This window comes from Sinosporangium siamense, from assembly GCF_016863435.1.
In the GTDB taxonomy this organism is placed as follows: domain Bacteria; phylum Actinomycetota; class Actinomycetes; order Streptosporangiales; family Streptosporangiaceae; genus Sinosporangium; species Sinosporangium siamense.
In genome coordinates, this window is sequence record NZ_BOOW01000020.1 from 184,423 (window position 1) to 209,121 (window position 24,699).

Consider the following 24,699-nt stretch of genomic DNA (forward strand, 5'->3'; position numbering starts at 1 on the left):
GGCGGAGGCCGCGGGCCTCCGAAGCCTTCGACAGGCCAAGTGGGCGCAAGCCGTACAACCCGAGACCGGTCCCCTCCGACCCGCAAGGCGGGCGGGCATGCGCCTGGCGGAGGCTGCAGGCTCCCGGAACCGCAAGACCCGTGAGCCGCAGGCCACCGAGCCGCCGGGAGGCCGGTCGGGCGCCTGCCGTACAACGTGTTGGGCCCCGGCTTTCAACCGTGGGGGTTGGAAGGCGGGGCCCGTCGGGTGGGGATTGTTCAGGAGGGGCGGGGGCGGGGGGTGGGGACCGTGCCTGCCTCTACGGTGATTGTTGTGTTGCCTTCCTGGCCGGCGCGGCGGTATTTGACGGTGAGCTTCTCGCCGGGGGCCTTGCTGCGGATCAGGGCGATGAGTTCGTCGCTGCTCTGCAGGGTCAGGCTGTTGATCTCAAGGATGACGTCGCCGGGCTTGAGGCCAGCCTTGTCGGCGGGGCCGCCGGGGGTGATCGGCTGGGTGCCGGCGCGGGGCTCGGAGTCGATGCGCACGCCCTGGCCGCGGTATTCGGGGTCGAGCACGACGCCGATGCGGGACCGCTTGGCGACGCCCGTGGTGATCAGCTCTTCGGCGACCCGGCGGGCGTGGTTGGCGGGGATGGCGAAGCCGAGGCCGATGCTGCCGCCCTGGCCGGTGACGGAGCGGCCGAGGGTGGCGATGGCGGAGTTGACGCCGATCACCTGCCCGCCGGCGTTGACGAGCGGCCCGCCCGAGTTGCCGGGGTTGATCGCGGCGTCGGTCTGGATGGCGTTGATGTAGCTGGGGTCGGCGGAGCCGGAGTCCTCGCCCGCGGTGACCGGGCGGTTGAGGGAGCTGACGATGCCCTGGGTGACGGTGCCGGTGAGGCCGAGGGGCGAGCCGACTGCGATCACGGGGTCGCCGACGACGACCTGGTCGGAGTTGCCTAGGGTCAGCTCGGGCACGCCGAACACCTCGTCGGGCTTGACCACGGCGAGGTCGGAGCCGGCGTCGAACCCGACGATGCGGGCGCCCGTCGTCTTGCGGTTGTGGAACACCACCTGAATCTCGCCGCCCCCCTGGGCGGAGGCGACCACGTGGTTGTTGGTCAGGACATAACCACCCTTGATCACCAGGCCGGAGCCGGTGCCGGCCTCACTGGCGCCCTTCACCTGGAGGGAGACCACGCTCGGCAGCACCCGGGCCGCGATGCCCGCGACGGAGTCGGGGGCGCGGCCGGTGGCGCCCGAGGGGGGCGGGTCGAGCCGGTAGGCCGGGTCGGAGCCGCTCGCGCCGCCGCTGCCACGCGACAGCAGGTGGGTGCCGACGCTGCCGGCGATCGAGGACAGGAGCGCGACGACGAGGGTCAGCACCACGATGAATCCGGTGCGCGGCCCCCGCGGCTGCTCCGGCGGCCGGGCCCCGATGGGGGTGGCGGCGGGCGGAGGCGGCGGCGCCCAGCCGGGCCCCATGCCGTATGCCTGCGCGGGAGGCGGCGGAGAGCCGGGCGGCGGCGAGGGCTGCGGATAGCCGCCGGCGGGCGGGCCGTAAGGTCCCGAAGGGGAGGCGAACGCCGCCGTGTCACGCGCGGGCGCGGGCGGGCCGGCCTCCTCGACGGTGGTCGTCTCCCAAGGGTCGGCGGGCCGCTGTGCGCCCTCCTGCGGGCGCGTCTGGAAGGTCTCGTCGGCGGGCAGGAAATCCGGCCGCGCGTCGGGAGGCGACGTCTCCTCGGGGGCCGACGGAGTGCGGCCCTGCCCCTGCTCGGGCTCTTGGGCACGCCTGTCGTCGGTCATGTATAGATCACCCCTTGTCTCACGCGCGGCAGCTCCTGTCGGAGCGATGCTATTTTCTCGGCTTGGCCATACGAGAGATGTAAAGCCGAGAGCCCGCCCCGAGGCGAGGGGGCCGACTTACTCGAAGGGGTTGACCCAGGCGAAAACGGCTTGGGCTCCGCGCCCGAGCCTCTCCCACACCCCGGGCTCGGGATCATGAGGCAGCGCGGCGACCGCGGCGTCGACCATGTCCGCCGGCGCGTCGGTGAAGACGGTGTAGACATGACCTCCACTCGCCCAGATCAACTCCTGCTCGACCGAGTCTCGAACCCAGATCGTATGCCCACCGCGGCGTTCGGAGCGCCAGCCCCCCAGTCCCTCCTCGTCGAGGGTGCCGGGCTGGACGAAGACCGAGATGACCGACAATCCGTCGGAGTAGCCGAGGCGGAGGTAGCCGCCCTCGGCTTCGGACGCGGAGAAGAGCTCAAGCCTGCCGGGGAGCACGCTGGGGAAGGTCCAGCCTTTCGCCTGGAGCGCGAGAACGTCGGGGGCCGCGTAGACGGAGGTGTCCGTGGCCGCGGCGATCTTGGGCGCGGCGGCCGTGGACCGGAAGTCGATGAAAGCGCTCGCGCTGGCCAGGCGCCCCCGGCCGTCGAGGATCTCGCGGCGCAGGATGACGCCGCTGGCATCGTCGATCCAGTAGCGCGCGGCGTCGGCGCCGCCGGGGCGCACCACATGCACGACGCTGCTGGGCCGCCCGCAGACCTGGCCGCCGCCCGCCGCCACCACCTGGTAGTTGCGGGCCATAACGTCGATCATCTCGTCCTGCGGGGCGACCAGGCCGCCCGCAGGAGAGGCCGGATCGACGCGTTCGAGGGTGCCGGAGGCCTCGGGGTCGGTCACCGTCGGCCGGACGGTCATGCCGAGCCCCGGCGTGCTCGTGATCTCGATCAGCGACGAGACCGACCCGTGCGGGCTCCACGAGGTCACGAACTGCGTGCCGTAGTAGGACTCGGCGCGTGCCGCGCCTGCGGCCTGGCGGAGCAGGGCCAGGCCGCTGTCGTCGGTCTCATTGTCGTCGGGCGCGGCCGCGTGGGCGGAACCACCCGTCACCGCGAGCACCAGGAGCAGGACCGCCGCCGAGGCGACGGCGGCGGTGGGCAGGCGGCTCACGGCCGAGGAACGGCAGAAGCAGGCGTTCCGTAGGGAACCGTGGTGTTGTGCTGCTGCTTGAACATCTCAACCGGCGGGACCACGGGCTTCGGGTCGGAACCTCCGACAACGAAGAGCGTGCCGATCGCGACGGCCGCTGAAGCGACACCTGCCGCGACATATCCCACTTTGCGTCTAGTGCTGCTTCGCTGCCCACGCCCCGGACCGGTCAGTCCGAACCCGACGCCCCGCCGCGGCCGGTTGTCCACGGGCGCGAAACTATAGGGCCCCGGTAGCGAAACCCCGCCAAAGGCAGGTGCGGACTTCTCTTGGGAGCTCCCATCTGGAAAGGGACGCATCCTGGGCGGCAATGGGCCACCCGGCTCACCCATACGAAGAAGCGACATGGTCAGGTCGGTCGGCATCGACGGCCCCGGCAAGGCGCGCAGCCGCCCCTTGAGGGCGCGCATGGCCTCGACCTCCGACCTGCAGTCGGCGCAGAAAGTCAGGTGGGCGAGCGCGCGCTCGCGCTCGTGGTGGTTCAGTTCGCCGTCGACGAGCGCGGAAACGCGCTCTCCAAGATGGCTCATATCTACACTTCCTCCCCACGTGTCATGGTCGGGGGGAGTGGCTCGCTCCGGGGTGCCCGGTGGTCCAGCGCCTCCCTGAGCTGCGCGCGGCCACGGTGGATCCGGCTGCGGACCGTGCCCAGCTTGACACCGAGCGTGGCCGCGATCTCCTCGTAGGAGAGGCCCTCGATGTCACACAGCACAACAGCCGCTCGGAATTCAGGCGCCAGAGCATCGAGCGCCGCTTGAATATCGGCCTCAAGATGAGCGTCGTCATAGACCTGGGCGGGAGACGGCTCGCGCCCGCGCAGCCGCTCGGCCGCGTCGTCCGCGAGTCCCTCGAAACGGATGCGCTGCCTGCGCCGCGCCATGTCGAGGAAAAGGTTGGTGGTGATCCGGTGCAGCCAACCCTCGAACGTGCCGGGCTGGTAGTTCGACAACGACCGGAAAACCCGGACAAACACCTCTTGTGTGAGGTCTTCGGCGTCGTGCACGTTGCCGGTCAGCCGATAGGCCAGCCGATACACACGAGCCGAATGCGTCCGAACGACATCCTCCCAACTGGGAGGCGTCCATTCAGACAAGGGAGCATCCGCCTGGTGGTCGGGCTCGTCCACCAGCACTCCTCTCTCCGGGACCACCGCTACCGCCATAGTGCCTGGTTTCGTCCCTCCGTGCGTACTCACTACCCACTGGGGCGGCAAAGGCCGCTTAAACCGTGCAACGCACCGGGGGTGACATGAGTTCCCGATCCTGGTTGACTCCCCTAGGCTTCGAGCCAGTGACCGGTCAGCACAAGGGTGGGAGGAGAGGCCGATGACCGCGACGCCGACCAGTCCGGTGGAGGCCACTCTGGCCTATGCCGAGGATTTTCACCATGAGGACGAGATCCTCATAACCGCTCGCGCCCGAGGGGAGGAACTCGGCGCGATGCCCATCCGGCCCGGCGGCGGAGCCGCACTCTGCTTCCTCGCCACCGCGATCAACGCCAAGGCGGTCGTGGAGATCGGCACCGGCTGCGGTGTCTCCGGCCTCTGGCTCCTGCGCGGCATGCGCCCCGACGGCCAGCTCACCAGCGTCGACGTCGAGCCCGAGCACCAGCGCATGGCCCGCCAGGTCTTCGGCGCCGCAGGATTCTCCGGCGGCCGCACCCGCCTCATCGCCGGCCGCGCCCTGGACGTGCTGCCCCGCCTCGCCGACGGCAGCTACGACCTCGTCTTCTGCGACGGCGCCAAGCTGGAATACGCCGACTATCTGGCCGAGGCCGTGCGCCTCCTGCGCGTCGGGGGCATTGTCGCCTTCGACAACGCCCTCTGGCGCCACCGCGTGCCCGACCCCACCCAGCGCGACCCCGACACCGTCGCCCTCCGCGAGGTCGGCCGCCTCGTGCAGAGCGAGGAGCGCCTCCGGCCACTCCTCATCCCTCTCGGCGACGGCCTCCTGGCGGCCATCAAACTCGCCTGAGGCCCCCACCGAACCTGAGGCCCCCACCGATCGGGCGCCGCTCCTGGCGCCCGATCGCGAACCCTCGCGACCGGGTTCCTGATCGCGAAGCCCCGTGGGCGTCCGGACATCTGGCCGGAAATCTGATCGCGAGCCGCCGGCCCGCGGCCGGCCGCGGACACACTTTCCCCGGCACCGACGCCTAGCGCCGCGCACGCCTCCCATCACGAGACCCCATGGCTGTGAACGCCATTTCCCGTGCCTTGCGCGCCGCTTTCCGTGCCTTGACGCCCCAACGGGGCCACGGCGCCTCAGGCCGGTCCCCGAAAAGCTTTGCTCCCGGGCCGAGATCGGCTTTGCCGTACCGGCGTCACCGAGGTCGGCCCTGGAACCCGCCACATCCGCAGGTACGGCAGTGGCCTGGAGAGCAGCCGATCGGAAAGCATGACCGTCGAGCCCCGAGTGCCGCAGGAAAGCGGAAGGCCTGGCCGGTGGGGTCACCCGGTGGCCAGGCCCTGCTTGCTTCTCCCAGGGTCGTCTCAGGCCCTTCTCCCGGACGGCGGGGTCAGGAGGGGTCGGTGGTCAGCCATTGGAGAAGGAGACGCACTCCGAAGCCGGTCGCGCCCTTGGCGTTAAGGCCCGCGTCGACGGTGCTGCGGCCGACGCCGGCGATGTCGAGGTGGGCCCAGGGGCGCTGACCGACGAACTCGCGGAGGAACAGGGCGGCGGTCACCACCTGGGCGCCGTAGGTGTTGGCGGTCTCCAGGTTGGCGAGGTCGGCGACGTCGGATTTGAGCGCGGGCCGATAGTCCTCGACGAGCGGCATGAGCCACAGGGGGTCGCCGGCGGTGCGGCCGGCGGCGGCGAGATCGTCGGCGAGGGTGTCGTCGGAGGAGAAGTAGGCGCAGACGTCGCGGCCCAGGGCGACGGTCACGGCGCCGGTGAGAGTGGCGAGGTCGATCACCACGTCGGGGTCGAGGGCGGCGTCGGCGTAGGCGAGGGCGTCGGCCAGGACGAGGCGGCCTTCGGCGTCGGTGTTGCGCACCTCGACGGTGCGTCCGCCGTAGTGGGTGATGATGTCGCCTGGCCGCATGGCGCTGCCGGACGGCATGTTCTCCGCGGCGGCGACCAGGCCGGTGACCTTGGCCTTGACGCCCAGCTCGCGCAGCGCGCCCATGACCGCGATCACGACTCCGCCGCCCGCCATGTCGGTCTTCTGGAGCTTCATGGCGTCTGTGGGCTTGAGTGACAGGCCACCACTGTCGAAGGTGATGCCCTTGCCGACGAGCACGATGTGCCGGAGCGCCGTGCCGTCGTGGTCGTCGGGCTCGTAGGTCATCTGGATCAGCCGCGGCTCATATGCCGATCCCCCGCCCACGGCGAGAATGCCGCCGAAGCCCTCGTCACGCAGCCTCTCCACGTCCCAGACGACGGTGGGGAGCCCTTGTTCGGCGGCGCGCTCGGCGAGCCAGACGGGGCTTTTCACGGAGCCTGGCGTGTTGGCGAGGTCCCTGGCCACGGCGACGGCGCGGGCGAGGATCTCCCCCCTGCGCACGGCAGACTCGATCGAGCCGGAGACCTTGGCCTCCTCCCCGGCGGGCGCCTCGCCCGCGGACACGGCGAACTCGACCGCGGCGACGGCCTTGGACGGCGCGGACCCCATAGTGAACGTGTAACTGGCGAGAAGGACACCTTCGACGAAGGCCGCGACCTCCCCGTCGGGCAGCACCACGCTCAAGGAGGGACGGCCCTTGGCCGCCCGCGCGACCGCCGCCCCGGCGCGGCGCAACGCGGCGGCCCCGGCGTCGCCGACCCCGTAGAGCAACACGCGCCCCACGCTCTCGCCGCGCACCACGGGCACCTCGACAATCTCTCCCGCCTCGCCTTTGGCCTCGTGGTAGGCCAGCAACCCGGCCACGGGCACGGGTAGGTCGGGGGCGTCGGGCAACAGGTCGCGGCCGAAGGGTATGGCCAGCAACTGTGCGCCGTCACTCGCGTGAGAGCGTACGGTGACCGAGGTGTCCAGTGGCACGTCTTCTCCTTGCGTATTCCGGGGGGCGCGGCATGAGCGCAATTCGTCCGGTTCGCGAGTCTGGCGTACCGCGCTGACTCTGGCCAGTTCCCCCAGTCAAGGACCTACTTCGCCTTTAACGAACGATCGACGTCGGAGCGGAATCGTTCCGTGGGCTTGCCCTGGCAACGCGATGGCCCCGGCGCAAATGCCGCTCCTACGGCGACATGCGTCCGGGGCCGTCTGAAGCCTGCGTTTGCAGGACCGACCTCGCGGGGACGTCCCCCGTCAGCCCACTACGTTCTTCAACGCGTCTCCGAGGTCGCGAGCCTCGTCGGCGGACAACTCGACGACGAGCCGGCCGCCACCTTCCAGAGGGACCCGCATGACAATGCCTCGGCCTTCCTTGGTGACCTCCAGCGGACCATCGCCGGTCCGTGGCTTCATCGCCGCCATGCGTGTATCCCTTCCTGCATTGGACTCCGCGGTTGCGATCCCCGACCGCCCCAACGGGTGGCCGACGCATTCACGTCTTCTGTGATGTCCTATTATCCCGCCTCGGAGCCACTTCCGGGTAACGATCTCCTCCCGGAATGCGGACACGACCCGCTCGCCCCGGCCCTGACCCGGCACTTGACCGTCCCGCGTCAACGACCCGGAACCCGGCTCTGATCAGCGCAAACTCATCCAGGCGAGCGCATGCCCACGCGGGCCCGTCCCGCTTCGCAAAGGCGTTCGGCACGTGTCCGGAGTTCGCCTGAGGCGCATGACCCGGACTCACCGCGAGGGGGTCATTGAGCGCGAACGAGACCAAGAGCCGCCTTCCCGAGCACGACGGGAAGCAAGGGTGAGCGGGGAAAGAATTTACCCTTTCATAAGGATGATTTGACCTCACATTGCCCCTCCAAAGCCCGCGAGCGCGGCGGCAGGATCACGCCGGAGGAACCCGCCTTTCCGGGGTAGGGCACAGCCACGCAAGACCGGGTCCGCAGGAGCCGCCAGGCCGGCCCCACCACGCCCACGGATGTTTCGAACGTCCAACACAGTCGGCACCGCCACCTATTCCCCAGCTTTCACAGGAGTCCCACAGGTACGTGCTGCCGAGGGGGCGCTGGACCTGTATCGCACCCTCGTCGAGCGGGTACGGCAGGAGGCCTGCGCCCGGGGATGGCGACCTCCTGTCCGGAACCCGGCAACCGCCCTGAACACCCTCACCGACCCGCCGAGCGGGTGCTCGGGGACACAGGAGAACACCGGGAGACAGGAGGGGGCAGAACCCCCTCACCACGACATAAGCGCACGTCATCCGCACCAAGCCTCCGACAACTTCGATTTTCTTGACAACTGAAATTGTCGGTGAGAGGCTAGGCCGCATGTTCGACGCCGCATCGGATCACAGTCGCCGTCCACCCGGTTGTGCGGATCCACGCGCCTGAGACGAAGGGGTGCCCAACGTGGGTCGCGAGTGGGAGCAATACGACGAGGTCGAGGTCGACGCGACCCCGGAGCAGGTATGGGAGGCCATCGCCACCGGACCGGGCTATGACTCCTGGTTCATGGGACGCACCGAGCTGGACCCGGGCGAGGGCGGTGCCGTCCGCACAGACCTGGGGGGTTACGTCATGGAGTCGACGATCACCGAGTGGGAGCCGCTGCGGCGGTTCGCCTTCCGCGGTGACGAGAGTCCTGACGGGCGGTTCATCGCCTTCCAGTTCTTCATCGAGGGGCGCGAGCGGTCCGGCACGACGCTGCGGCTGGTGACCAACGGGTTCCTCCCCGGCGACGACTGGGAGGCCGAGTTCGAGGCGATGCGCATAGGCGGCGCGATGTACTTCGCCACGCTCGTCGCGTATCTCACCCACTTCGCCGGGCGCACCGCCACGCCGATCACGGTGTCGGCTCCGGCTGTGCCGTACGCCGTGGCGGTGTTCGAGCGGCTGCCGGAGGCGCTTGGGCTGGCCGCCGAGCCGGCGGTCGGTGACCGGACGCGGGTCGCGCCGGACGGCCTGCCGGAGATCGACGGCGTCGTGGACTTCGTCAACCGGGATGCGATCGGGATCCGGACGCACGATGCGCTGTACCGCTTTGTGCGGGGGTTCGACGGCCCGATGGTCGTCACGCACCATGTCTTCGCCGAGAGCGTGGACCGCAAGGAAGCCGAGCAGGCATGGCGGGCATGGCTGGCCCGTCTGTCCGCTTGAGAGGTAAAAGGAGAAAGTCAGATGAGAAAGATCGTGAGTGGACTCTTCATCTCGCTCGACGGCGTGGTGGAGGCCCCTGACCAGTGGCACTTCCCCTACTTCGACGATGACATGGGCAACGCCGTCCAGAACATGATGAAGGACAGCGACGCCATGCTCCTGGGACGTCACACATATGAGGAGTTCGCGGCATACTGGCCCACCTCGACCGACGAGATCGCCGGCCACATGAACGGCACCCAGAAATACGTCGTGTCCAACACCCTCAATTCGCTCGACTGGCAGAACTCGACGCTGATCAGCGGCGACGTCGCCAAGGAGCTGACCCGGCTCAAGGAGCAGCCCGGCCAGAACATCAGCGCGACCGGCAGCGGCACACTCGTCGCCTCGTTGCTGCGGGAGGGGCTGCTCGACGAGCTGCACCTGCTGGTGCACCCGATCGTGGTCGGCACCGGCAAGCGGCTCTTCGAGGAAGGCTCACAGGTGCCGCTGCGCCTGACCGACTCGCAGATCTTCGGCAGCGGTGTGCTCTACCTGACGTATCAGCGGGCGGATTCATAACGTGGAGCGCCGCATGTGGTGCGGTCGCCCGGCCGCATCACACAGGGCGTTCACATGACCAGGCGAAGCCCGTCGACCGCCCCGGCGTTCACGTGGGCAGGCGGAGCCCGTCGACCGTCTCCCGCACCCAGCAGTCGGCCAGGTGGTCGTTGACGAGGCCGATCGCCTGCATGAGGGCGTAGGCCGTGGTGGGGCCGACGAACCTGAACCCGTGCCTCTTGAGCTCCTTGGCCAGCGCCTTGGATCCGGGGGTGACGGCGGGCACGTCGGCGAGGGTCTTCGGCATCGGCGCGGTGAGGTCGGCGTGCGCCCACACCAGCGCCGACAGACCGCCGGACACCTCAAGAGCCACCCTGGCGTTGGCCACAGCTGCTTCGATCTTGGCTCGGTTGCGCACGATGCCGGTGTCGGTCAGCAGGCGCTCCACGTCGGCTTCGCCGTACTCCGCGACCGCCGCGATGGAGAAGCCGTCGAAGGCCTTACGGAAGTTCTCCCGCTTGCGGAGGATAGTCAACCAGGACAGACCTGATTGGAACGCCTCCAGGGTGAGCCGTTCGAACACCCGGTCGTCTCCGCGGACCGGGCGTCCCCATTCGTCGTCGTGATAGGCCAGGTAGTCGGGAGCCGAGGTCACCCATCCGCAACGGCGAAGCTCGGTCACCGCTTCGGCTCCGAATCGCCTGGCTTGTCGTCCTCCGGGGCCTTGGCCTCCGGGTCCTTGTCCTCTGAGGAAGCGTCCTTTTCGACCGGCTCGGCTGCCTTCTCCTCCGCAGGGACGGCGGCCGGCTTGTCCTCGATCGGCTTGTCCGCGGAGCCTGCGATCTTTTTGTCCGCAGGAAGGGCGGCCGGAGCCGCCAACTCCTCCGTCACCTCAGAAGTGACCGCGTCCTTCTTGTCCACGGGGACGGCTGCCGGAGCCGCCGGCTCTTTCGTCCCCTCGACAGTGACCGCGTCCTCCGAGCCCGCGACCTTCTTGTCCGCAGGGACGGCAGCCGGGCCCGCCAGCTCCTCCGTCACCTCAGTAGTGACCGCGTCCTTCGGCTTCTCCGCTCCCACGGGCCCGCCGAGCTCGCGCAGGGTCCCGTTCTCGCGGGCCGGGATCGTGGGCTCGTGCATGGTGCGGGGGTCGGTTCCGGGCCGGGCGTGGATCTCCTGGCGGTTGCGCAGCCGAGTCGACAGAAGCTCGGCGATGCGCTGCTCCAGCACCGCGATCTTGGTGTCTCGCTCGCCGATGGCGGCGGCGGCGCGGTGCAGCGTCTCGTCCACACTCTGGGTGTGATAGCCCACCAGACTGACCGGCAGACGCAGTGCCATGAAGTCGACGGGGGCGAGGCGCTTGGCCTCGGGCAGGTCGACCGGCGGCACGTCCGGGGCGAACTCGGTCAGCTCCCCGGCTCGGCCCTGCGCGACGAGCACGACACAGGCCAGCACGGCCAAGGCGGCGAGTACGAGGACAACGACCACAAGGGCATCGTGCCACAATTCAGACTCAGCCGGTCTCGGACCCCGTCAGATCACCTACCGCACCGGACGCATCGCGGAGAGCAAGGCATAACATCGAGGGCTATGACGCCCGTGGTGCTCACTCTGGATGCCCCCCGTGACCCGGCGTGGGTCGAGGCGCGTTCCGTCGACGAGATCGAGACCTTGGTGCGCGACGGTCACACCGTCCTCGTCACCCCTGCTGCGCTGCTCGGCGGGGGCGACACGGCAGGTGAGGCCGCCGAGCTCGCCGCCGCCTCGGTGTGCGCGTGGCTGGGCGCGAGGATTTTCCGTACGGCACGGCCGGACGCGGTGCGCCAGGCGCTCGACATGACCGACTCCCTGGCCGGGCGGCGCCCGCCGGCGGTGACCCGCCGCGGCCTCGCCTGAGCCCGCGAACCCCGGGGCCGCGAGCCTGAGCCCGCAAACCTGAGCCCGCAAGCCTGGGGCCGCGAACCTGAGCCCGCGCGCCTGGGGCCGGGCACCCGGGGCCGTCAGTCACGCCCTGGCCGGGCGGCGAACCGCCGTCGATGACCCGCCGCGGCCTCGCCTGAGCCCGCGAACCCCGGGGCCGCGAGCCTGAGCCCGCAAACCTGAGCCCGCAAGCCTGGGGCCGCGAGCCTGAGCCCGCGCGCCTGGGGCCGGGCGCCCGGGGCCGTCAGTCACGCCCTGGCCGGGCGGCGAACCGCCGTCGATGACCCGCCGCGGCCTCGCCTGAGCCCCCAAACCTGGGGCCGCGAGCCCGGGGCCGTCAGTCGACGCGCTCGGCCAGCTCTTCCGTGCTGGGGCTGACCGCCTGGGGCCGGCTTTCGATGTGGTCGAGGGCCTCGGCGACACTTGTCGTCCACGAGATCGCGTCAAAGACGTGCGGCCGGGTGAAGCCCTGGTCGTACATCCCCTCGATGAGCTCCCGCAGCGGCCGGTAGAGCCCCCACGGGTCCAGCACCACCAGAGGGCGTGCGTGCAGGCCGAGCACGCGCGCCGTCCAGATCTCAAACAGCTCCTCCAGCGTGCCGATGCCGCCGGGCAGCACGAGGAAGGCGTCGGACCTGGCATCCATGACACCCTTACGTTCCCGCATGTCGGCGGTGATGATGAGCTCGTCGGAGTCCTCGTCTGCGATCTCCACGTCGCGTAGGACCTCGGGGATCACCCCGACCGTGCGCCCGCCGGCGGCGCGTACGGCACGGGCCACGGCGCCCATGCACGAGATCTTGGCGCCCCCGCTCACCAGATGGTGCCCGCGTCGTGCGATCTCGGTGCCGGTCTGCGTGGCGAGGTCCAGATAACGCTGGTCGATCCGCTGGCTGGAGGCACAGTAGACGCAGATGAACACGGGCACGCTCCCAAGTCAGGCCGATGGAGTGGATTCACCATACTTAGCCGCTTAGCCCGATCAAGGAGGAAGGGCCGCCAAGCCTGATCGAGGAGGGAGGACAGGGTGCGCGAAGCCGACGGCTAGATGTCGACGGCGCCCTCCTCGGCGAGCTCGCGCACGTCGCGCGTGCCGTCGGCTCGGGCGATCATGGCGACCGCCTCGTCCACGTCGTCGGTCATCTGGATCAGGTCCAGGTCCTTCTCGGAGATCATGCCCTCGGACAGCAGCGTGGAGCGGATCCAGCCGAGCAGGCCGCCCCAGTATTCCGTCCCCATCAGCACCACGGGGAACGAGGTGACCTTGCCGGTCTGCACAAGCGTCAGCGCCTCGAACAGCTCGTCCAGCGTGCCGAACCCCCCTGGCAGGCTGACGAAGCCGGAGGCGTACTTGACGAACATGGTCTTCCGCACGAAGAAGTAGCGGAACTCGATCCCGAGGTCCACGTAGTCGTTGATGCCCTGCTCGAACGGCAACTCGATGCCGAGCCCCACCGAGACTCCGCCGGCCTCCCTGGCACCGCGGTTGGCGGCCTCCATGCAGCCGGGGCCGCCGCCGGTGATGACCGCGTAACCCGCCTCGGCCAGGGCCCGGCCCAGCCGGACGCCGAGCGCGTAGCCGGGGGTGCCCTCACGGCTGCGGGCCGAGCCGAACACGGTGACGGCCTGCGGCAACTCGGCGAGCTGCCCGAAGCCTTCGACGAACTCCGCCTGAATCCGCATGACCCGCCACGGGTCCATGTGCAACCAGTCGGCCGGGCCCCGGCGGTCGAGTAGCCGCTGGTCATAGGTGGATTCGGGAACCAGGTCACCTCTGCGTAGTGAAGGACCTTGGCGGCGTTCTGGACGACTCTGTCTCATGGGGCACACGGTAGCCCCCTTTGGCATACCGACGACAAAAAGAATCTTGAAAAACTCGGTGGACCAGGGGAACCACTAGTGAACAGGGCCGCGTCTAAGAGACGAGGGTGCTGCTCGGGACTGAAAGTGGCTTTCCCCGCCAAATGGCCGGCGAGGAAAGCCACTTTCGTTTGTCTGCGGTGCTGACGCAACAGCGCTGACACAACCGTGCTGACACAACAGCGCTGAGACAACAGTGCTTTCGCAACAGCGCTTGCGCAACAGGAGGTCTCGCCTCAGGCAGGTCTCGCCTCAGGCAGGTCTCGCCTCAGGCAAGCCAGGCCAGCATCGCCTGCTCACACTCGGCGATCTGGCTCAGCCGCACGTGCTCGTCCCGCTGGTGGGCGAAGTTCGGGTCGCCGGGGCCATAGTTGACGGCAGGCACACCGACCGCCGAAAACCGCGACACGTCCGTCCATCCGTACTTCGCGCGGGGAGTGCCGCCCACGGCGGCGGTGAAGGCCGAGGCCGCCGGATGCGTGAGCCCCGGGCGGGCACCCGGCGATCCGTCGGTGAAGACCACGTCGAACCCGTCGAAGATCTTGCGCACGTGCTCCTGGGCGTCGCCGAGGTCGCGGTCGGGGGCGAAACGATAGTTCACCGTGACCACACACTCATCGGGGATCACATTGCCCGCCACCCCGCCGCGCACCCCGACGGCGGAGAGCCCCTCACGGAACTCCAGTCCGTCGACGATCGGGCGGCGCGGCTCGTAGGAGTTGAGCGTCTCAAGGATCGGCTGGATGCCGTGGATGGCGTTCACCCCGAACCACGACCGGGCACTGTGGGCACGCTTGCCGCCGGTCCTCACCTCGGCCCGCAGGGTGCCCTGGCACCCGCCCTCGATGACGCCGTCGGTCGGCTCCATGAGCACCGCGAAGTCGGCCACCAGCCACTCCGGGTGGTTGCGGCTGAGCCGGCCGAGACCGTTGCGCTCGGCCTCGACCTCCTCGCAGTCGTAGAAGACATAGGTCACGTCGACACGAGGCGAGGTGACGGCGGCGGCGAGCTTCAGCGCCACGGCGACACCGCTCTTCATGTCGGCGGTGCCGCAGCCGTAGAGCAGGTCGCCCTCCACCCGGCTCGGCAGATTGCCGGCGATCGGCACCGTGTCCAGATGGCCCGCGATCACCACACGCTCGGCCCTGCCCGCGTATGTGCTCGCCACGATGGCGTCACCGTCACGCCGCACAGTCAGATGCGCCAGCGGGCGAAGCGCTCCCTCAACGGCGTCGGCCAGCGCACGCTCGTCACCACTGACCGACTCGATGTCCACGATGCGGGCCGTCAACTCGCCGACGTCCTGCGTGAGATCCAACCACATGGAACACGAGCCTATCCCCCCACTCCCCACAGCCCTTCGAACGCGCCCAACACCCTCCACCTGCTCCTTTTGTCCCCCCGGCCAAACCCCCTTGCACGTACGGAACATCCACCGAGACGTGTCGCCCCGAAGGCCCGCCTTATGCCTGAGGAGCGACTGCAGGGCGGGGGCTTCGCCGTACAGGCCACGGCATGGCGCCGCCGTACAGGCCCATGGGCAAGGCGTCGCCGCACAGGATGCCAGGCGGCGCCGTGAAAGCCGTGAAGCCGTGGGAGCCGCAGGACCGGGTGGGTCAGGCGTTGGCGCCGTGTTCGCGGAGGATCTCGTTGAGTTTGAGCTTGTCGTGCTGCTCGCCCTCTTCGAGGCGCTTGAGGACCAGCATGCAGCGCATGCCGAAGTCGCCGCCCGGGAAGGACTTGACCTTGGTGCCCTCGACGCACACCGACCAGGCGGGGGCCTCGCCGCGCGGGAGTTCCTCGCCGGTCTGCACGTCGTAGACGCGGGTGCTGGCGGTCAGCACCACGCCGGCGCCCAGTTTGGCGCCCTTGCGCACGCGGGCGCCGTCGACGACCATGCAGCGGGAGCCGATGAAGGCGTCGTCCTCGACGACGACGGGCACGGCGTTCGGGGGTTCGAGCACGCCGCCGATGCCGACGCCGCCCGACAGGTGGACGTTCTTCCCGATCTGGGCGCAGGAGCCGACGGTCGCCCAGGTGTCGACCATGGTGCCGGAGTCCACGTAGGCGCCGATGTTGGTGTACGAGGGCATGAGCACCACGCCGGGGGCGAGGTAGGAGCCCCAGCGGGCGATGGCGCCGGGCACGACGCGCACACCCTCGAAGGTGGTCTTGAGCGGGATGCGGTCGTTGTGCTGGAAGTCCCCGACCTGGGACCGCGACATGCCGAGGACGCGGAAGCCGAGCAGGATGGCACGCTTGGCGCGCTCGTCCACGACGACCTCATCGGTGGCCTCGTCGACGAAGGCGACCCTGCCCTTCCCGGTGTCGAGAAGGTCGACGGCGCCGACGATGGCGCCCCGTGCTTCCGCGTCGGCAGGCGACAGCTCCGCGCGGCGCTCCCACAGCTCGTCGATGACGGCGGGCAGCGGGCTGGAATAGCTCTGGGTCATGGCCTGGGAGCTTAGCCGTACGGGGATGATCTTCATGCCCCGCGTCGGCGCATACCGACCAGAGGAACGTTCCAGAATGCACGTGCTGGGGGTGTGGGCGGGTAGGTTCTCTGTCGTGCGAAGGCACTTCTCCAAAGGGGTTTTGACAATTGCGATCGTCGTCTTGGTGCTGGGGGTGGCCATCACATGGGGGGTCTACTCGCTGCTCAAGCGGGCGACTCCACTAGCGCAGGGAGCACACTGCAAGATTGCCACTCCACAAGGTGACCTGGAAATGGACGTCGACCAGGCCGTCGTGGCGGCGACGATCGCCGCGGTTGCCGAGCGCCGCCGGCTGCCCGAGCGGGCGGTGGTGATCGCATACGCGACCGGGATCCAGGAGTCGAAGCTGCTGAACATCCCGTTCGGCGACCGGGACTCCGTCGGGGTCTTCCAGCAGCGCCCCTCGATGGGGTGGGGCACGCAAAAGCAGCTCCTCGACGTCGTCTACTCGACGGACAAGTTCTTCGAGGGCCTCGTCAAGGTGAAGAACTACCAGCGGATCCCGCTCCACATCGCCGCGCAGGAGGTGCAGCGGTCGGCCGACGGTTCGCTTTACGCCCAGCACGAGAACGACGCCAAGATCATGGCCGCGGCCTTCACCGGCCGGGTGCCGGCGGCGCTGCAGTGCTGGACTCCCCCGCCCAAGGACGAGAGCAAGGTCAAAAAGCCCCGGGTGGAGGCGGCGAGCCGCGAGCTGCGGCGCGCGCTCGGCGACACTCCGGTGAGCGGCGACAAGATCACGGCCTCCTCCACCCGGCGCGGGTGGCTCGTGGCGGCCTGGTCGGTGGCCCATGCTCGTGACTACGGGTTGCGGGGCGTGCGTTACGACGGCCGCGCCTGGGCGGCGGACGCCGGCTTCGAGGGGTGGCAGGAAGACGACGGCGCCACGACACGGCATGTGATCCTTAACCGCCCGGCCCCTGCGGCCTGACACCGCCGGGCCAGACCAAAACCCCCGGCACACCAAAGGGCCCCAGCGCCCTGGAACGAGGTGTGCCGGAAGCCCTCAGACACGTTCGATCGACCCGGGAGGCAGCGGCTCGGCATAGGCCGCCGCCCACGCCTCCCCCTGAACCCGGTCAAACGACAACAGCCGCCCGTCGGCGGCGCGGTAGTCGGCGAAGTCGAGCAGCCCCCGATCCGGGTAGCCCGTCCTGCCCTCGGATTTGAAGGCGATCGTCCCCCGGTCGGCCGGGGAGAACTCAACCCCCTCCATGACCAATGTGCTCTTGGCGGGGATCATGCCCTGGGTGGGCACGGACGTCCACAGGAGGACCTCCAGGTGAGGAGGGTCCGCCTCCAATAAACCCGGCCGCACCTCGATGGACAACCACTGGGACCTCGGCGTGCCGTCGTCGAGCAGCAACTCGGTCCACTGCCGCCCCTGCCAGGACAGGTGCATGGCGCCGGGCACCCGCGCGCGGATGCCCTGGCAGTCGATGGTGTCCCCCACCTTGATGGTGCGGGGGTCGAAATAGTCGGTGCCGACCTGCCCGGCGCGCCCGGTGGGCGCGGCGAGCGGAGGGGCGGGCGTGTCGGGAGCGGGTGGGTCTGGCGGGCCCGGCGCCGTGGGAAGCGGCGGCTTACGCCGGTCTCTCTGTCTCGTCGCGAAGAACGCGATGAGGAGAAGCAGGAGCAGAGCGATGCTGAGAGCGAGGACGACCGCCGAGGTCATGGCGCGGCACCTTACTGGAGCCGGCCGGCAGCAGCGGCGATGCGCTCGTCCGTGGCGGTGACGCCGATCCGGACGTGGTTCTTCCCGGCTTCGCCGTAGAAATCGCCCGGTGCGACGAGGATGCCGCGTTCGGCGAGCCACCGCACCTGGTCCCAGCAGCCGGTGCCGTTGGTGGCCCAGAGATAGAGCCCGGCGGTGGAGTGCTCGATCGTCCAGCCGGCGGCCTCCAGCAGCGGCCGAAGCGCGGCCCGCCGCGCTGCGTATAGATCGCGCTGGCGGTCGGCGTGCTCGTCGTCGCCGAGCGCCGCGGCCATGGCGGCCTGGACGGGCGCCGGCACCATCATGCCGGCGTGCTTGCGGACCTCCAGGAGCCGGCGGATCAGCGCCGGATCGCCGGTGACGAACGCCGCGCGATATCCGGCGAGGTTGGACCTCTTCGACAGGGAATGCACGGCGAGCAGGCCATCGTGGGAGCCGCCGCACACCTCCGGGTGGAGCACCGACACCGGCTGCTCCTCGAACCCGAGCCCGATGTAGCACTCGTCGGACGCCACGACCGCCCCGTGCTCCCGCGCCCAGTCCACGACCTTGCGCAGGTGGGGCACGCCGAGCACCCGGCCGGTCGGGTTGGACGGCGAGTTGACCCACACGAGCGGCACCCGCTCCGGCCCGAGGCTCACGAGGCCGTCCGTCGCGTACGGCGAAGCCCCGGCGAGCCTCGCCCCGACGTCGTAGGTCGGGTAGGCCAGCTCGGGAAAGACGACCCGGTCGCCTGAGCCCACGCCGAGCAGCGTGGGCAACCAGGCGACCAGTTCCTTGGACCCGATCGTCGGCAGAACGTCGACCGGGTCCACAGCAACCCCATGCTGCCTGTGCAGCCACCCCGCCGCGGCCCGCCGCACCGTGTCGGTGCCGTGGGTCGTCGGATAACCGGGACTGTTCGACGCGTTGGCGAGCGCCTTCCTGACCACATCGGGCACCGGATCGACCGGAGTGCCCACCGAGAGGTCCACGATCCCGTCGGGATGCGACTCCGCGAGCTTCTTGTACGGCACAAGCCGGTCCCAGGGGAAGTCGGGCAGCGCGCTTACCATCTGCGTCCTCACGTGATCGTCATGTGGTCGAGGGCTTGGCCGCCTCAGGCTTCAGGCACGTCGACATGGCCGGCCCCGAGACCCCGGTGAAGGGGCTCCCTGCCCGGGGTGAGGGCAGGCTCGGACATTCTCAACCGTCTACGCGTCCCTATGGAAGTGGACAGCCCGGCCAGGGGAGGCGACTCCCGGCTCGGCCCACCCGAGGGTCACGGGATGGTGAAATCGGGGTCAGTGTTCCCCACCCGGCGGCGCTGCGGCGACCACGGGGTGGTCGCTCTCGATCTTGCCAACCTTGGAGGCACCACCGGGTGAGCCGAGCTCGTCGAAGAACTCGACGTTCGCCTTGTAGTAGTCCTTCCACTGGTCGGGTAGATCGTCCTCATAGAAGATCGCCTCTACCGGGCAGACCGGCTCGCACGCACCGCAGTCCACGCACTCGTCGGGGTGGATGTAGAGCATGCGGTTGCCCTCGTAGATGCAATCGACGGGGCATTCTTCGATGCATGCCTTGTCTAGGACATCAACGCAAGGCTGCGCGATGACGTAGGTCACCTCGGGCTCCTTCTTTCTCCGCACCTTGGCACGACTTCGATCGCGGGTTGCTATGCCTAGTATTGCCGTGCCAAGCAAATGTCTGAAACAGCAGGGGGGCGAAGTCGGTGACTCCTCGGTTCGGAGCGCGCCTGGCGGTGGCCATCACACCCTCCGACGTCGGCAAACGAGTGACCGTGCGACGCGCCGACCAGGGCGGTTTCCGCGACGTCGTGGGCACTCTGATCTCGTGGACGGACGGCACACTCACCATTGTCCGCCGTGACGGCACCGTCGCGGAAATCTCGGAAAAATCCCTGGTGGCGGCCAAGGTCGTGGTCCCGCGCTGAGACAATCTGCGGCGCGGGCGACGGCCGCGCCTCCTCGACGCGAGGATTGACTGCGCGCAGTATTCTTAGGGTGACCGTACGTAACATTCTCGCAACGACCCTAGGCTGCGTGGTCCTGTCCGGCGTGCTCTCCGGGTGCGGCTCGGCCGATGAGCGGGTCTATCCGCCGCCCAATCCGCAGGGGGCGTCGCTCGCCGCGGGCTTCTCCACGATGGATCGCCTCATCGAGGCGGCCAAGAAGGAGGGTGTGCTCAACGTCGCGGCGCTGCCGCGCGACTGGGTCAACTACGGCGAGATCATCGACATCTTCGCCAACGAATACGGCATCAAGGTCAGCCAGCTGGATCCGGGCGGCAACAGCCAGAGAGAGATCGAGGCCGTCAAGCGGGGCGGCGCTCAGGCGCCCGACGTGCTCGACCTGACGCTGGACGCGGCGGTGGCCAATTCTGAGCTCTTCGCGCCTTACAAGGTGCTCGGGTGGCAGGACATCCCGGACGACCTCAAAGAGCCGGGCGGCGCCTGGTATGCGGCTTACGGGGGCTACATCTCGATCGGCTATGACTCGCGCAAGGTGCAGCCGCCGACGACCTTCGCCGACCTGCTCAAACCCGGTTACACCGTCGCCTTGCCCGGAGATCCGCGGGAGACCGTGGCGGCGTTCAGCGGGGTGATGGCCACGTCGTTGTCGGCCGGACGGCCGGAGGCGGCCCGCGGGGTGGAGTTCTTCGGCAAACTGAAGCAGGCCGGCAACCTCGCCGACCCGAAGGGCCAGGCCACCGCCGTGCTCGACTGGGATTATCTGAACTCCGCGCGGGCGGCCAAGGAGCCCGGGGCGTGGAAGGTGACGATTCCGCGCGACGCGGTGCTCGGGTCTTATTACGTGCAGGCCGTCAACCGCAAGGCGCCGCATCCGGCGGCGGCCCGGCTGTGGCAGGAGTTCCTGTTCTCCGACCGGGGGCAGAACCTGTTCCTCAAGGGCTTCGCACGTCCGGCGAGGATGGAGGCGCTGCTGATGAAGGGCACGGTCGACCAGGAGGCCGCGGACAGGCTCCCGGCGGCTCTGGGCAAGCCGGTGATCCTCACCGTTCCGCAGACGGACGAGGCCAAGTCCTACTTGCACCGCTCCTGGGCCAAGACCCTGGGTTGAGGCGAATCTGTGAGAATCCTGGCTATTAGTACACCTACCATGCGCTTGGGCAGGTGATGCGGGGAGTGGGATAGATATGTCATGGGCACATCCAGGCTCTAAAGTGTCATCTCCATGGAGTCTTGAGGCACCTTGCCGAAGATTGTGAGCTGATGGTCTTGCGCTACGTCACCCCGACAACGACGCGGTGGAACGCAAGGACCTACGACAGCTCGTTCGGCTATGTCTCCGCCCTCGGCGCCCCGCTGGTCGACCTGCTCGACCCCCAACCCGGCGAACGCATCCTGGATCTCGGCTGCGGCACCGGGGTGCTCACCGCCGAGATCCACTCGCGGGGCGCGGAGGTGCTCGGCATCGACGGCTCCGCCATGATGATCGAGAAGGCCCTAGCGCATTACCCCGGGCTGGACTTCATCGTGGGCGACGGGCACGACTTCAGCGTGGCCCAGCAGTACGACGCGGTCTTCTCCAACGCCGCCCTTCACTGGATGAGCCGCGACCCCGACATGGTGATCGCCAACGTGCGCGAGGCGCTCAGGCCCGGCGGGCGTTTCATCGCCGAGATGGGCGGAGCGGGCAACTGCGCCGAACTCCGGGCCGCCCTGGCGACCGCCTGGCGGGAACACGGCCTCGGCGAACCGGAGTTCCCGTGGTACTTCCCCACCCCGGCCGAATATTCGCTCCGGCTGGAGAAGGAGGGCTTTGTGGTGCGACTCCTCGAACACTTCGAACGTCCGACACCTTTGAACGAGTGCCCCGGAGGCGCCGCAGACTGGGTGCGGATGTTCGCCGCGGAGCAGCTCACCAAGGCGCCGGCCGACCAGGTCGAGCCGCTGCTGCGCCGGGTCAACGAACTGGCCGCCCCCGCGCTCCGCACGGAGAACGGCTGGATGGCCGACTACGTTCGGCTGCGATTCGCTGCCGTTCGCCGCTAACAGGGCCCAACACATGGGGGCGATTTGCCAGACTATGGTCTGTTCCGTGGTTCCCGTCTGTAGCAGCACAGGACAGTATGGCGAGGCTTGGGCCATGAGAGGCGAAAGGCTGGTGAACGGTGACTCAGCCGGAGAGGGAACAGAGAGATGAACTTCTGCCTCAGTGACCTCGTACCGCCGCTCCGATGGAGCGACGCGGCCGTCATCCCCCGGCTCAGGGAGTGGCCCGACCTGCCCCCGGCCTGGTGGCGCAGCACACCGATCTCCCGGCTGCTCCACACGGTCGGCCCGGAGGCCCTCGGCGACCTGCTGACCGACCTCGCCGTCGATCAGTGGCCCGCCGCCGCCGTCGGCGACATCCTGCCCGCGCTACACGTGCTGGACCCCGACGACCTGGACAACCCACAGGTCTCGATCGCCCTCGACCGCGCCGGCTCGTTCCCGGGCCTGCTCGCCCTCACCGGCCGCGAACTCCTCGACCAGCCGTTTGTCCACGCCCGCCCGGTGCTGCGAGCCTTGTTCACCGGGGTTCTCGCACGGCTGGCGCCGGCTCAGGCGGGCACCCCGGCCTCGGCCCCGCCGGCGCGTGAGGCGGAGGAGCAGGCCGCGTCCCGGGAAGAGGTGCAGGGGACCGACAAGCAGGAGTCCGACAAACCGGGCGCCGAGGTGCGGAGCTCGCCGGCGCAGGCCGTGCTGGCCCAGGCCACTTCGGCGCTCGCCGCCTCCGCCCAGGCCGCGCTGGGGCAACCGGACGCGGCAGAGGCCGAGGCCGACTCCCCCGCCAAAGACTCGGCCGAGCCGGCGCAGGACACACCTTCCCCCTCGGAGGTCGGGAGGAAGGACAAGGCATCCGAGCAGGGTGCGGCGGAGCCCGCTTCAGCGGGTGCCGACGAGCCGGAGCCGGGTCAGGCCGCCCAGAAGCAGGACATCCTTGAGCCGGACGACGCCACATCGGGTGACACCGAATCGGGCGGCACAAAAGCGAGCGGCACAGAAGCGAGCGGCACGGAAGCGAGCGGCACGGAAGCGAGCGGCGCCGAAAAGGGCAGTGACGGAAAGCGCAGTGACGGAAAGGGCAGCGCCGAAGCGGAGGGTGAGGAGCGGGCTGCTGATTCCGCCCAGGGCACCCCGCCGAATGCCGACCAGGCCGACGATGCCTCCGAGCGGAGCCCGGCCACCCCACCCGCGGAAACCGCCGGCGAACCTCCGGCGGAGCGGGCGGGCGCGCTTGAAGGCAGCGCCGTAAAAGACAGTGCCGTAAAAGACAGTGCCATAAAGGACGGTGCCGCAAAGGACGGTGCTGCAAAGGGCGGTGCTGCAAAGGGCGGTGCTGCGGAAAGCAGCGCCGCAGACGGCAGCGCCGAAGAGACCAACCCCGCAACAGGCAGCGCGGCAGACGGCAAGGCCGAAGAAGGCAGTGCCGTAGAGAACAGTGCCGCGGAAAACAACGCCGAGGGCAGCGCCGCAGAAGCCTCTGCGGAGAGCGCGGGCAAGGCGGAGGAGAACGACGCCAAGGGCGGCGGCAGCGGGACCGAGGAAAGCAAGAACAGCAAGGACGGCAAGGACGGCGACGCGGAGGCCGAGGAGAACGGGCCGCACGGTGGTGTGCCGCTGGCGGAGCCGTTGGAGCCGTTGCCGCCCGCCGAGCCGGCTGCGGGACAGGACGCCGCCGGGCAGGAGGCGGAGCGGGCGAGTGGGCCCGCGGCGCCGATGCCTGCGGGGCCGCCCGTCCCGGAGCCGGCGGCGAAGGCGGGGACGCCGTTCCTGCCGTTCACGCCGGCGCCGAAACGGCGGGAGGACGGTTTCGCCTCGACGACGGGTGATCAGGGCGGGTTGAAGATCGACCTGCACGCTCTGATCGAGGCGTCTTTCGCGGGGCTGGACGACAAGAGCTGGGCGGTGGCGCAGAACCGGGTGTTCACCGACGCGCCGTCGTCGTCCGATGAGCTGGCGAAGTTGTTCGCGGTGTCGGCGGCCGACATAGAGGAAATCGAAGCCGACATGCGGGTGCGGTTGAAGAAGTGGCTCGTCAGTGACGAGGCCACGCCGTACCGGGCGCATGCGGCCGAGACGCAGAAGCAGCTGGGGAAGGCGGCGCCGAAGGCGCGGTTGCTGGCGCTGGCGGAGTGGCACGGCAAGGAGTTGCACGCGCTGGATGTGCCGGCGTGGCAGTTCGTGCTGGCGACGCTGCCTGGTTATCGCCTGATCGACGGCTGGGTGGTGGACGGCGATCTGGCGGAGTTGCAGGAGCGCACCCGGGAGCTGATCATCGGCTCGGAGCGGCCGCCCACGGTGAGCAAGGCGCTGGAGCTTGTGGTGTCGCTCGGCATCCACCCCGATCTGGCGAAGGAGTGGCTGGAGAACGTTCCGCAGCTGCGGATCACGCCGCCGGATCGCAACGGCACTCCTCCGCAGCAGCAGGAGGGACGGGACGAGGGCGGCCAGGGCGAGGCTGAGCAGACGCCGCAGTCCCCGGCTCCCGCGGCGGCGCCGGTGCGGGCGTTGAAGGACGTGTCGGCGACCAGGCGGTGTTTCCGGCAGCCGGACGGACGCTGGTGGTTGCGGGTGGATGTGACGGTGGACCACCTGAAGAACGCTGAGTGTTCGCTGCCGAGTGGTTTCGCGGCTTATCTGGGGCTTGCACCGGATGAGCGGAGGACGGTGCGGAGCGCGGCGGGCGACGTCACGTTGAGCTGGATCTCGGGTCCGGCGATCGAGTCGGTGCTGCCGCTGCTGACGGACGTCGGCGCGAAGGAGGGGGGTCACCTGTTCCTGACGTTGTCGGAGGAGGGCGTGTTGCGCGCCCGGCATCTGGCGGCGGCGGGACCGGGGGTGGACCCGCTGACAAAGGCACTGCGCCTGGTGGGGTATACGGCTCCGGGTGGCACGATTGAGCAGGCGGCAAGGGTGATAGCGACCAGAATCGGCATGTCGGGTCAGGTGACCGTGCCCGACCTCATGTCCCGGCTGCGTGAACGTGGGGACCGCGACCTGCTGTCCCTACTGGCCTGAGCGA

The 24,699-nt window shown here is 69.4% G+C and carries 24 protein-coding genes; 9 read left to right on the forward strand and 15 right to left on the reverse strand.

Translation table 11 applies throughout. The features are described from left to right. Window positions 1-257: 257 nt before the first annotated feature. The 4 genes from Ssi02_RS16210 to sigE all read right to left on the reverse strand — a co-directional run bounded on the left by Ssi02_RS16210 (window position 258) and on the right by sigE (window position 4,137). Window positions 258-1,784: a S1C family serine protease gene (locus tag Ssi02_RS16210; RefSeq protein WP_204026334.1), complete on the reverse strand. Its 1,527-nt coding sequence runs from the start codon at window positions 1,782-1,784 to the stop codon at window positions 258-260. Window positions 1,785-1,901: 117 nt separating this feature from the next. Further along, window positions 1,902-2,936, reverse strand: coding sequence for a sigma-E factor regulatory protein RseB domain-containing protein (locus Ssi02_RS16215; protein WP_204026335.1), 1,035 nt, complete (start codon window positions 2,934-2,936; stop codon window positions 1,902-1,904). After that, window positions 2,933-3,505 (reverse strand): anti-sigma factor family protein, encoded by a 573-nt coding sequence (locus Ssi02_RS16220; RefSeq protein ID WP_204026336.1) that lies wholly within the window; start codon window positions 3,503-3,505, stop codon window positions 2,933-2,935. The genes Ssi02_RS16215 and Ssi02_RS16220 overlap by 4 nt, the downstream gene beginning before the upstream one ends. Window positions 3,506-3,507: 2 nt before the next feature. Then, window positions 3,508-4,137: an RNA polymerase sigma factor SigE gene (gene sigE / locus Ssi02_RS16225; protein ID WP_204026338.1), complete on the reverse strand. Its 630-nt coding sequence runs from the start codon at window positions 4,135-4,137 to the stop codon at window positions 3,508-3,510. Window positions 4,138-4,300: 163 nt separating this feature from the next. On the opposite strand from sigE, the gene Ssi02_RS16230 reads away from it, so the two are divergent. Further along, complete coding sequence (locus Ssi02_RS16230) at window positions 4,301-4,948, forward strand: O-methyltransferase (protein WP_204026340.1); 648 nt, start codon at window positions 4,301-4,303, stop codon at window positions 4,946-4,948. A gap of 544 nt (window positions 4,949-5,492) precedes the next feature. Here Ssi02_RS16230 and Ssi02_RS16235 read toward each other — a convergent pair. Beyond that, on the reverse strand, window positions 5,493-6,959 hold the full coding sequence (locus tag Ssi02_RS16235) for a leucyl aminopeptidase family protein (protein WP_204026342.1): 1,467 nt from the start codon (window positions 6,957-6,959) through the stop codon (window positions 5,493-5,495). Between the two features lie 267 nt (window positions 6,960-7,226). Then, window positions 7,227-7,394, reverse strand: coding sequence for a DUF3117 domain-containing protein (locus tag Ssi02_RS16240; protein ID WP_204026344.1), 168 nt, complete (start codon window positions 7,392-7,394; stop codon window positions 7,227-7,229). 998 nt (window positions 7,395-8,392) lie between these two features. Between Ssi02_RS16240 and Ssi02_RS16245 the strand changes: the two genes are divergently transcribed. Both Ssi02_RS16245 and Ssi02_RS16250 read left to right on the forward strand, forming a co-directional pair. Continuing rightward, complete coding sequence (locus Ssi02_RS16245) at window positions 8,393-9,139, forward strand: SRPBCC family protein (RefSeq protein ID WP_204026346.1); 747 nt, start codon at window positions 8,393-8,395, stop codon at window positions 9,137-9,139. A 21-nt stretch (window positions 9,140-9,160) separates the two neighbouring features. Further along, a complete protein-coding gene (locus Ssi02_RS16250; RefSeq protein WP_204026348.1) occupies window positions 9,161-9,700 on the forward strand; it encodes a dihydrofolate reductase family protein in 540 nt (179 codons plus the stop codon). A gap of 88 nt (window positions 9,701-9,788) precedes the next feature. On the opposite strand, the gene Ssi02_RS16255 is transcribed toward Ssi02_RS16250, so the two are convergent. Continuing rightward, window positions 9,789-10,361: a DNA-3-methyladenine glycosylase I gene (locus tag Ssi02_RS16255; RefSeq protein ID WP_204026350.1), complete on the reverse strand. Its 573-nt coding sequence runs from the start codon at window positions 10,359-10,361 to the stop codon at window positions 9,789-9,791. Continuing rightward, window positions 10,358-11,164: a prolipoprotein diacylglyceryl transferase gene (locus Ssi02_RS16260; RefSeq protein ID WP_204026352.1), complete on the reverse strand. Its 807-nt coding sequence runs from the start codon at window positions 11,162-11,164 to the stop codon at window positions 10,358-10,360. The genes Ssi02_RS16255 and Ssi02_RS16260 overlap by 4 nt, the downstream gene beginning before the upstream one ends. A 102-nt stretch (window positions 11,165-11,266) precedes the next feature. Here Ssi02_RS16260 and Ssi02_RS16265 point away from each other — a divergent pair, with 102 nt between their 5' ends. After that, window positions 11,267-11,572 (forward strand): hypothetical protein, encoded by a 306-nt coding sequence (locus Ssi02_RS16265; RefSeq protein ID WP_204026354.1) that lies wholly within the window; start codon window positions 11,267-11,269, stop codon window positions 11,570-11,572. A gap of 361 nt (window positions 11,573-11,933) precedes the next feature. Here the strand turns inward: Ssi02_RS16265 and Ssi02_RS16270 are convergent, their stop codons facing one another. The 4 genes from Ssi02_RS16270 to Ssi02_RS16285 all read right to left on the reverse strand — a co-directional run bounded on the left by Ssi02_RS16270 (window position 11,934) and on the right by Ssi02_RS16285 (window position 15,909). Next, window positions 11,934-12,518 carry an LOG family protein gene (locus Ssi02_RS16270; RefSeq protein ID WP_204026356.1) on the reverse strand — a complete coding sequence of 195 codons (585 nt, stop codon included), beginning with the start codon at window positions 12,516-12,518 and terminating at the stop codon, window positions 11,934-11,936. Window positions 12,519-12,640: 122 nt separating this feature from the next. After that, on the reverse strand, window positions 12,641-13,417 hold the full coding sequence (locus Ssi02_RS16275) for an LOG family protein (RefSeq protein WP_204026359.1): 777 nt from the start codon (window positions 13,415-13,417) through the stop codon (window positions 12,641-12,643). A gap of 307 nt (window positions 13,418-13,724) precedes the next feature. After that, the gene (gene dapE, locus Ssi02_RS16280; RefSeq protein WP_204026361.1) at window positions 13,725-14,780 is read right to left on the reverse strand and encodes a succinyl-diaminopimelate desuccinylase; all 1,056 of its coding nucleotides are present in this window, start codon (window positions 14,778-14,780) and stop codon (window positions 13,725-13,727) included. A 292-nt stretch (window positions 14,781-15,072) separates the two neighbouring features. Then, a complete protein-coding gene (locus tag Ssi02_RS16285) occupies window positions 15,073-15,909 on the reverse strand; it encodes a 2,3,4,5-tetrahydropyridine-2,6-dicarboxylate N-succinyltransferase (RefSeq protein WP_204026619.1) in 837 nt (278 codons plus the stop codon). Between the two features lie 142 nt (window positions 15,910-16,051). On the opposite strand from Ssi02_RS16285, the gene Ssi02_RS16290 reads away from it, so the two are divergent. After that, window positions 16,052-16,882, forward strand: a complete 831-nt coding sequence (locus Ssi02_RS16290) for a hypothetical protein (RefSeq protein ID WP_239128956.1) — start codon at window positions 16,052-16,054, stop codon at window positions 16,880-16,882. A gap of 75 nt (window positions 16,883-16,957) precedes the next feature. Here the strand turns inward: Ssi02_RS16290 and Ssi02_RS16295 are convergent, their stop codons facing one another. The 3 genes from Ssi02_RS16295 to fdxA form a co-directional block, all read right to left on the reverse strand. After that, on the reverse strand, window positions 16,958-17,626 hold the full coding sequence (locus Ssi02_RS16295; protein ID WP_204026365.1) for a DUF4178 domain-containing protein: 669 nt from the start codon (window positions 17,624-17,626) through the stop codon (window positions 16,958-16,960). 11 nt (window positions 17,627-17,637) lie between these two features. Further along, window positions 17,638-18,720, reverse strand: coding sequence for a succinyldiaminopimelate transaminase (gene dapC / locus Ssi02_RS16300; RefSeq protein WP_204026621.1), 1,083 nt, complete (start codon window positions 18,718-18,720; stop codon window positions 17,638-17,640). A 228-nt stretch (window positions 18,721-18,948) separates the two neighbouring features. Beyond that, on the reverse strand, window positions 18,949-19,272 hold the full coding sequence (fdxA, locus tag Ssi02_RS16305; RefSeq protein ID WP_204026367.1) for a ferredoxin: 324 nt from the start codon (window positions 19,270-19,272) through the stop codon (window positions 18,949-18,951). A 107-nt stretch (window positions 19,273-19,379) separates the two neighbouring features. On the opposite strand from fdxA, the gene Ssi02_RS16310 reads away from it, so the two are divergent. The 4 genes from Ssi02_RS16310 to Ssi02_RS16325 all read left to right on the forward strand — a co-directional run bounded on the left by Ssi02_RS16310 (window position 19,380) and on the right by Ssi02_RS16325 (window position 24,695). Beyond that, window positions 19,380-19,601 carry a hypothetical protein gene (locus tag Ssi02_RS16310; RefSeq protein WP_239128957.1) on the forward strand — a complete coding sequence of 74 codons (222 nt, stop codon included), beginning with the start codon at window positions 19,380-19,382 and terminating at the stop codon, window positions 19,599-19,601. Window positions 19,602-19,671: 70 nt separating this feature from the next. Beyond that, window positions 19,672-20,748 carry an ABC transporter substrate-binding protein gene (locus tag Ssi02_RS16315; protein WP_239128958.1) on the forward strand — a complete coding sequence of 359 codons (1,077 nt, stop codon included), beginning with the start codon at window positions 19,672-19,674 and terminating at the stop codon, window positions 20,746-20,748. Between the two features lie 152 nt (window positions 20,749-20,900). Continuing rightward, on the forward strand, window positions 20,901-21,683 hold the full coding sequence (locus Ssi02_RS16320) for a class I SAM-dependent methyltransferase (RefSeq protein WP_204026368.1): 783 nt from the start codon (window positions 20,901-20,903) through the stop codon (window positions 21,681-21,683). Window positions 21,684-21,830: 147 nt separating this feature from the next. Then, window positions 21,831-24,695: a hypothetical protein gene (locus Ssi02_RS16325; RefSeq protein ID WP_204026369.1), complete on the forward strand. Its 2,865-nt coding sequence runs from the start codon at window positions 21,831-21,833 to the stop codon at window positions 24,693-24,695. Window positions 24,696-24,699: the final 4 nt, after the last annotated feature.

Coding starts and splice junctions, on each gene's coding strand:
- Ssi02_RS16325 (WP_204026369.1), top strand. CDS start 21,831: ATGAACTTCTGCCTCAGTGACCTCGTACCGCCGCTCCGATGGAGCGAC.
- Ssi02_RS16320 (WP_204026368.1), top strand. CDS start 20,901: ATGGTCTTGCGCTACGTCACCCCGACAACGACGCGGTGGAACGCAAGG.
- dapC (WP_204026621.1), bottom strand. CDS start 18,720: ATGGTAAGCGCGCTGCCCGACTTCCCCTGGGACCGGCTTGTGCCGTAC.
- Ssi02_RS16275 (WP_204026359.1), bottom strand. CDS start 13,417: ATGAGACAGAGTCGTCCAGAACGCCGCCAAGGTCCTTCACTACGCAGA.
- Ssi02_RS16210 (WP_204026334.1), bottom strand. CDS start 1,784: ATGACCGACGACAGGCGTGCCCAAGAGCCCGAGCAGGGGCAGGGCCGC.
- Ssi02_RS16230 (WP_204026340.1), top strand. CDS start 4,301: ATGACCGCGACGCCGACCAGTCCGGTGGAGGCCACTCTGGCCTATGCC.
- Ssi02_RS16265 (WP_204026354.1), top strand. CDS start 11,267: ATGACGCCCGTGGTGCTCACTCTGGATGCCCCCCGTGACCCGGCGTGG.
- Ssi02_RS16250 (WP_204026348.1), top strand. CDS start 9,161: ATGAGAAAGATCGTGAGTGGACTCTTCATCTCGCTCGACGGCGTGGTG.
- Ssi02_RS16295 (WP_204026365.1), bottom strand. CDS start 17,626: ATGACCTCGGCGGTCGTCCTCGCTCTCAGCATCGCTCTGCTCCTGCTT.
- Ssi02_RS16220 (WP_204026336.1), bottom strand. CDS start 3,505: ATGAGCCATCTTGGAGAGCGCGTTTCCGCGCTCGTCGACGGCGAACTG.
- Ssi02_RS16240 (WP_204026344.1), bottom strand. CDS start 7,394: ATGGCGGCGATGAAGCCACGGACCGGCGATGGTCCGCTGGAGGTCACC.
- sigE (WP_204026338.1), bottom strand. CDS start 4,137: ATGGCGGTAGCGGTGGTCCCGGAGAGAGGAGTGCTGGTGGACGAGCCC.
- Ssi02_RS16285 (WP_204026619.1), bottom strand. CDS start 15,909: ATGACCCAGAGCTATTCCAGCCCGCTGCCCGCCGTCATCGACGAGCTG.
- dapE (WP_204026361.1), bottom strand. CDS start 14,780: ATGTGGTTGGATCTCACGCAGGACGTCGGCGAGTTGACGGCCCGCATC.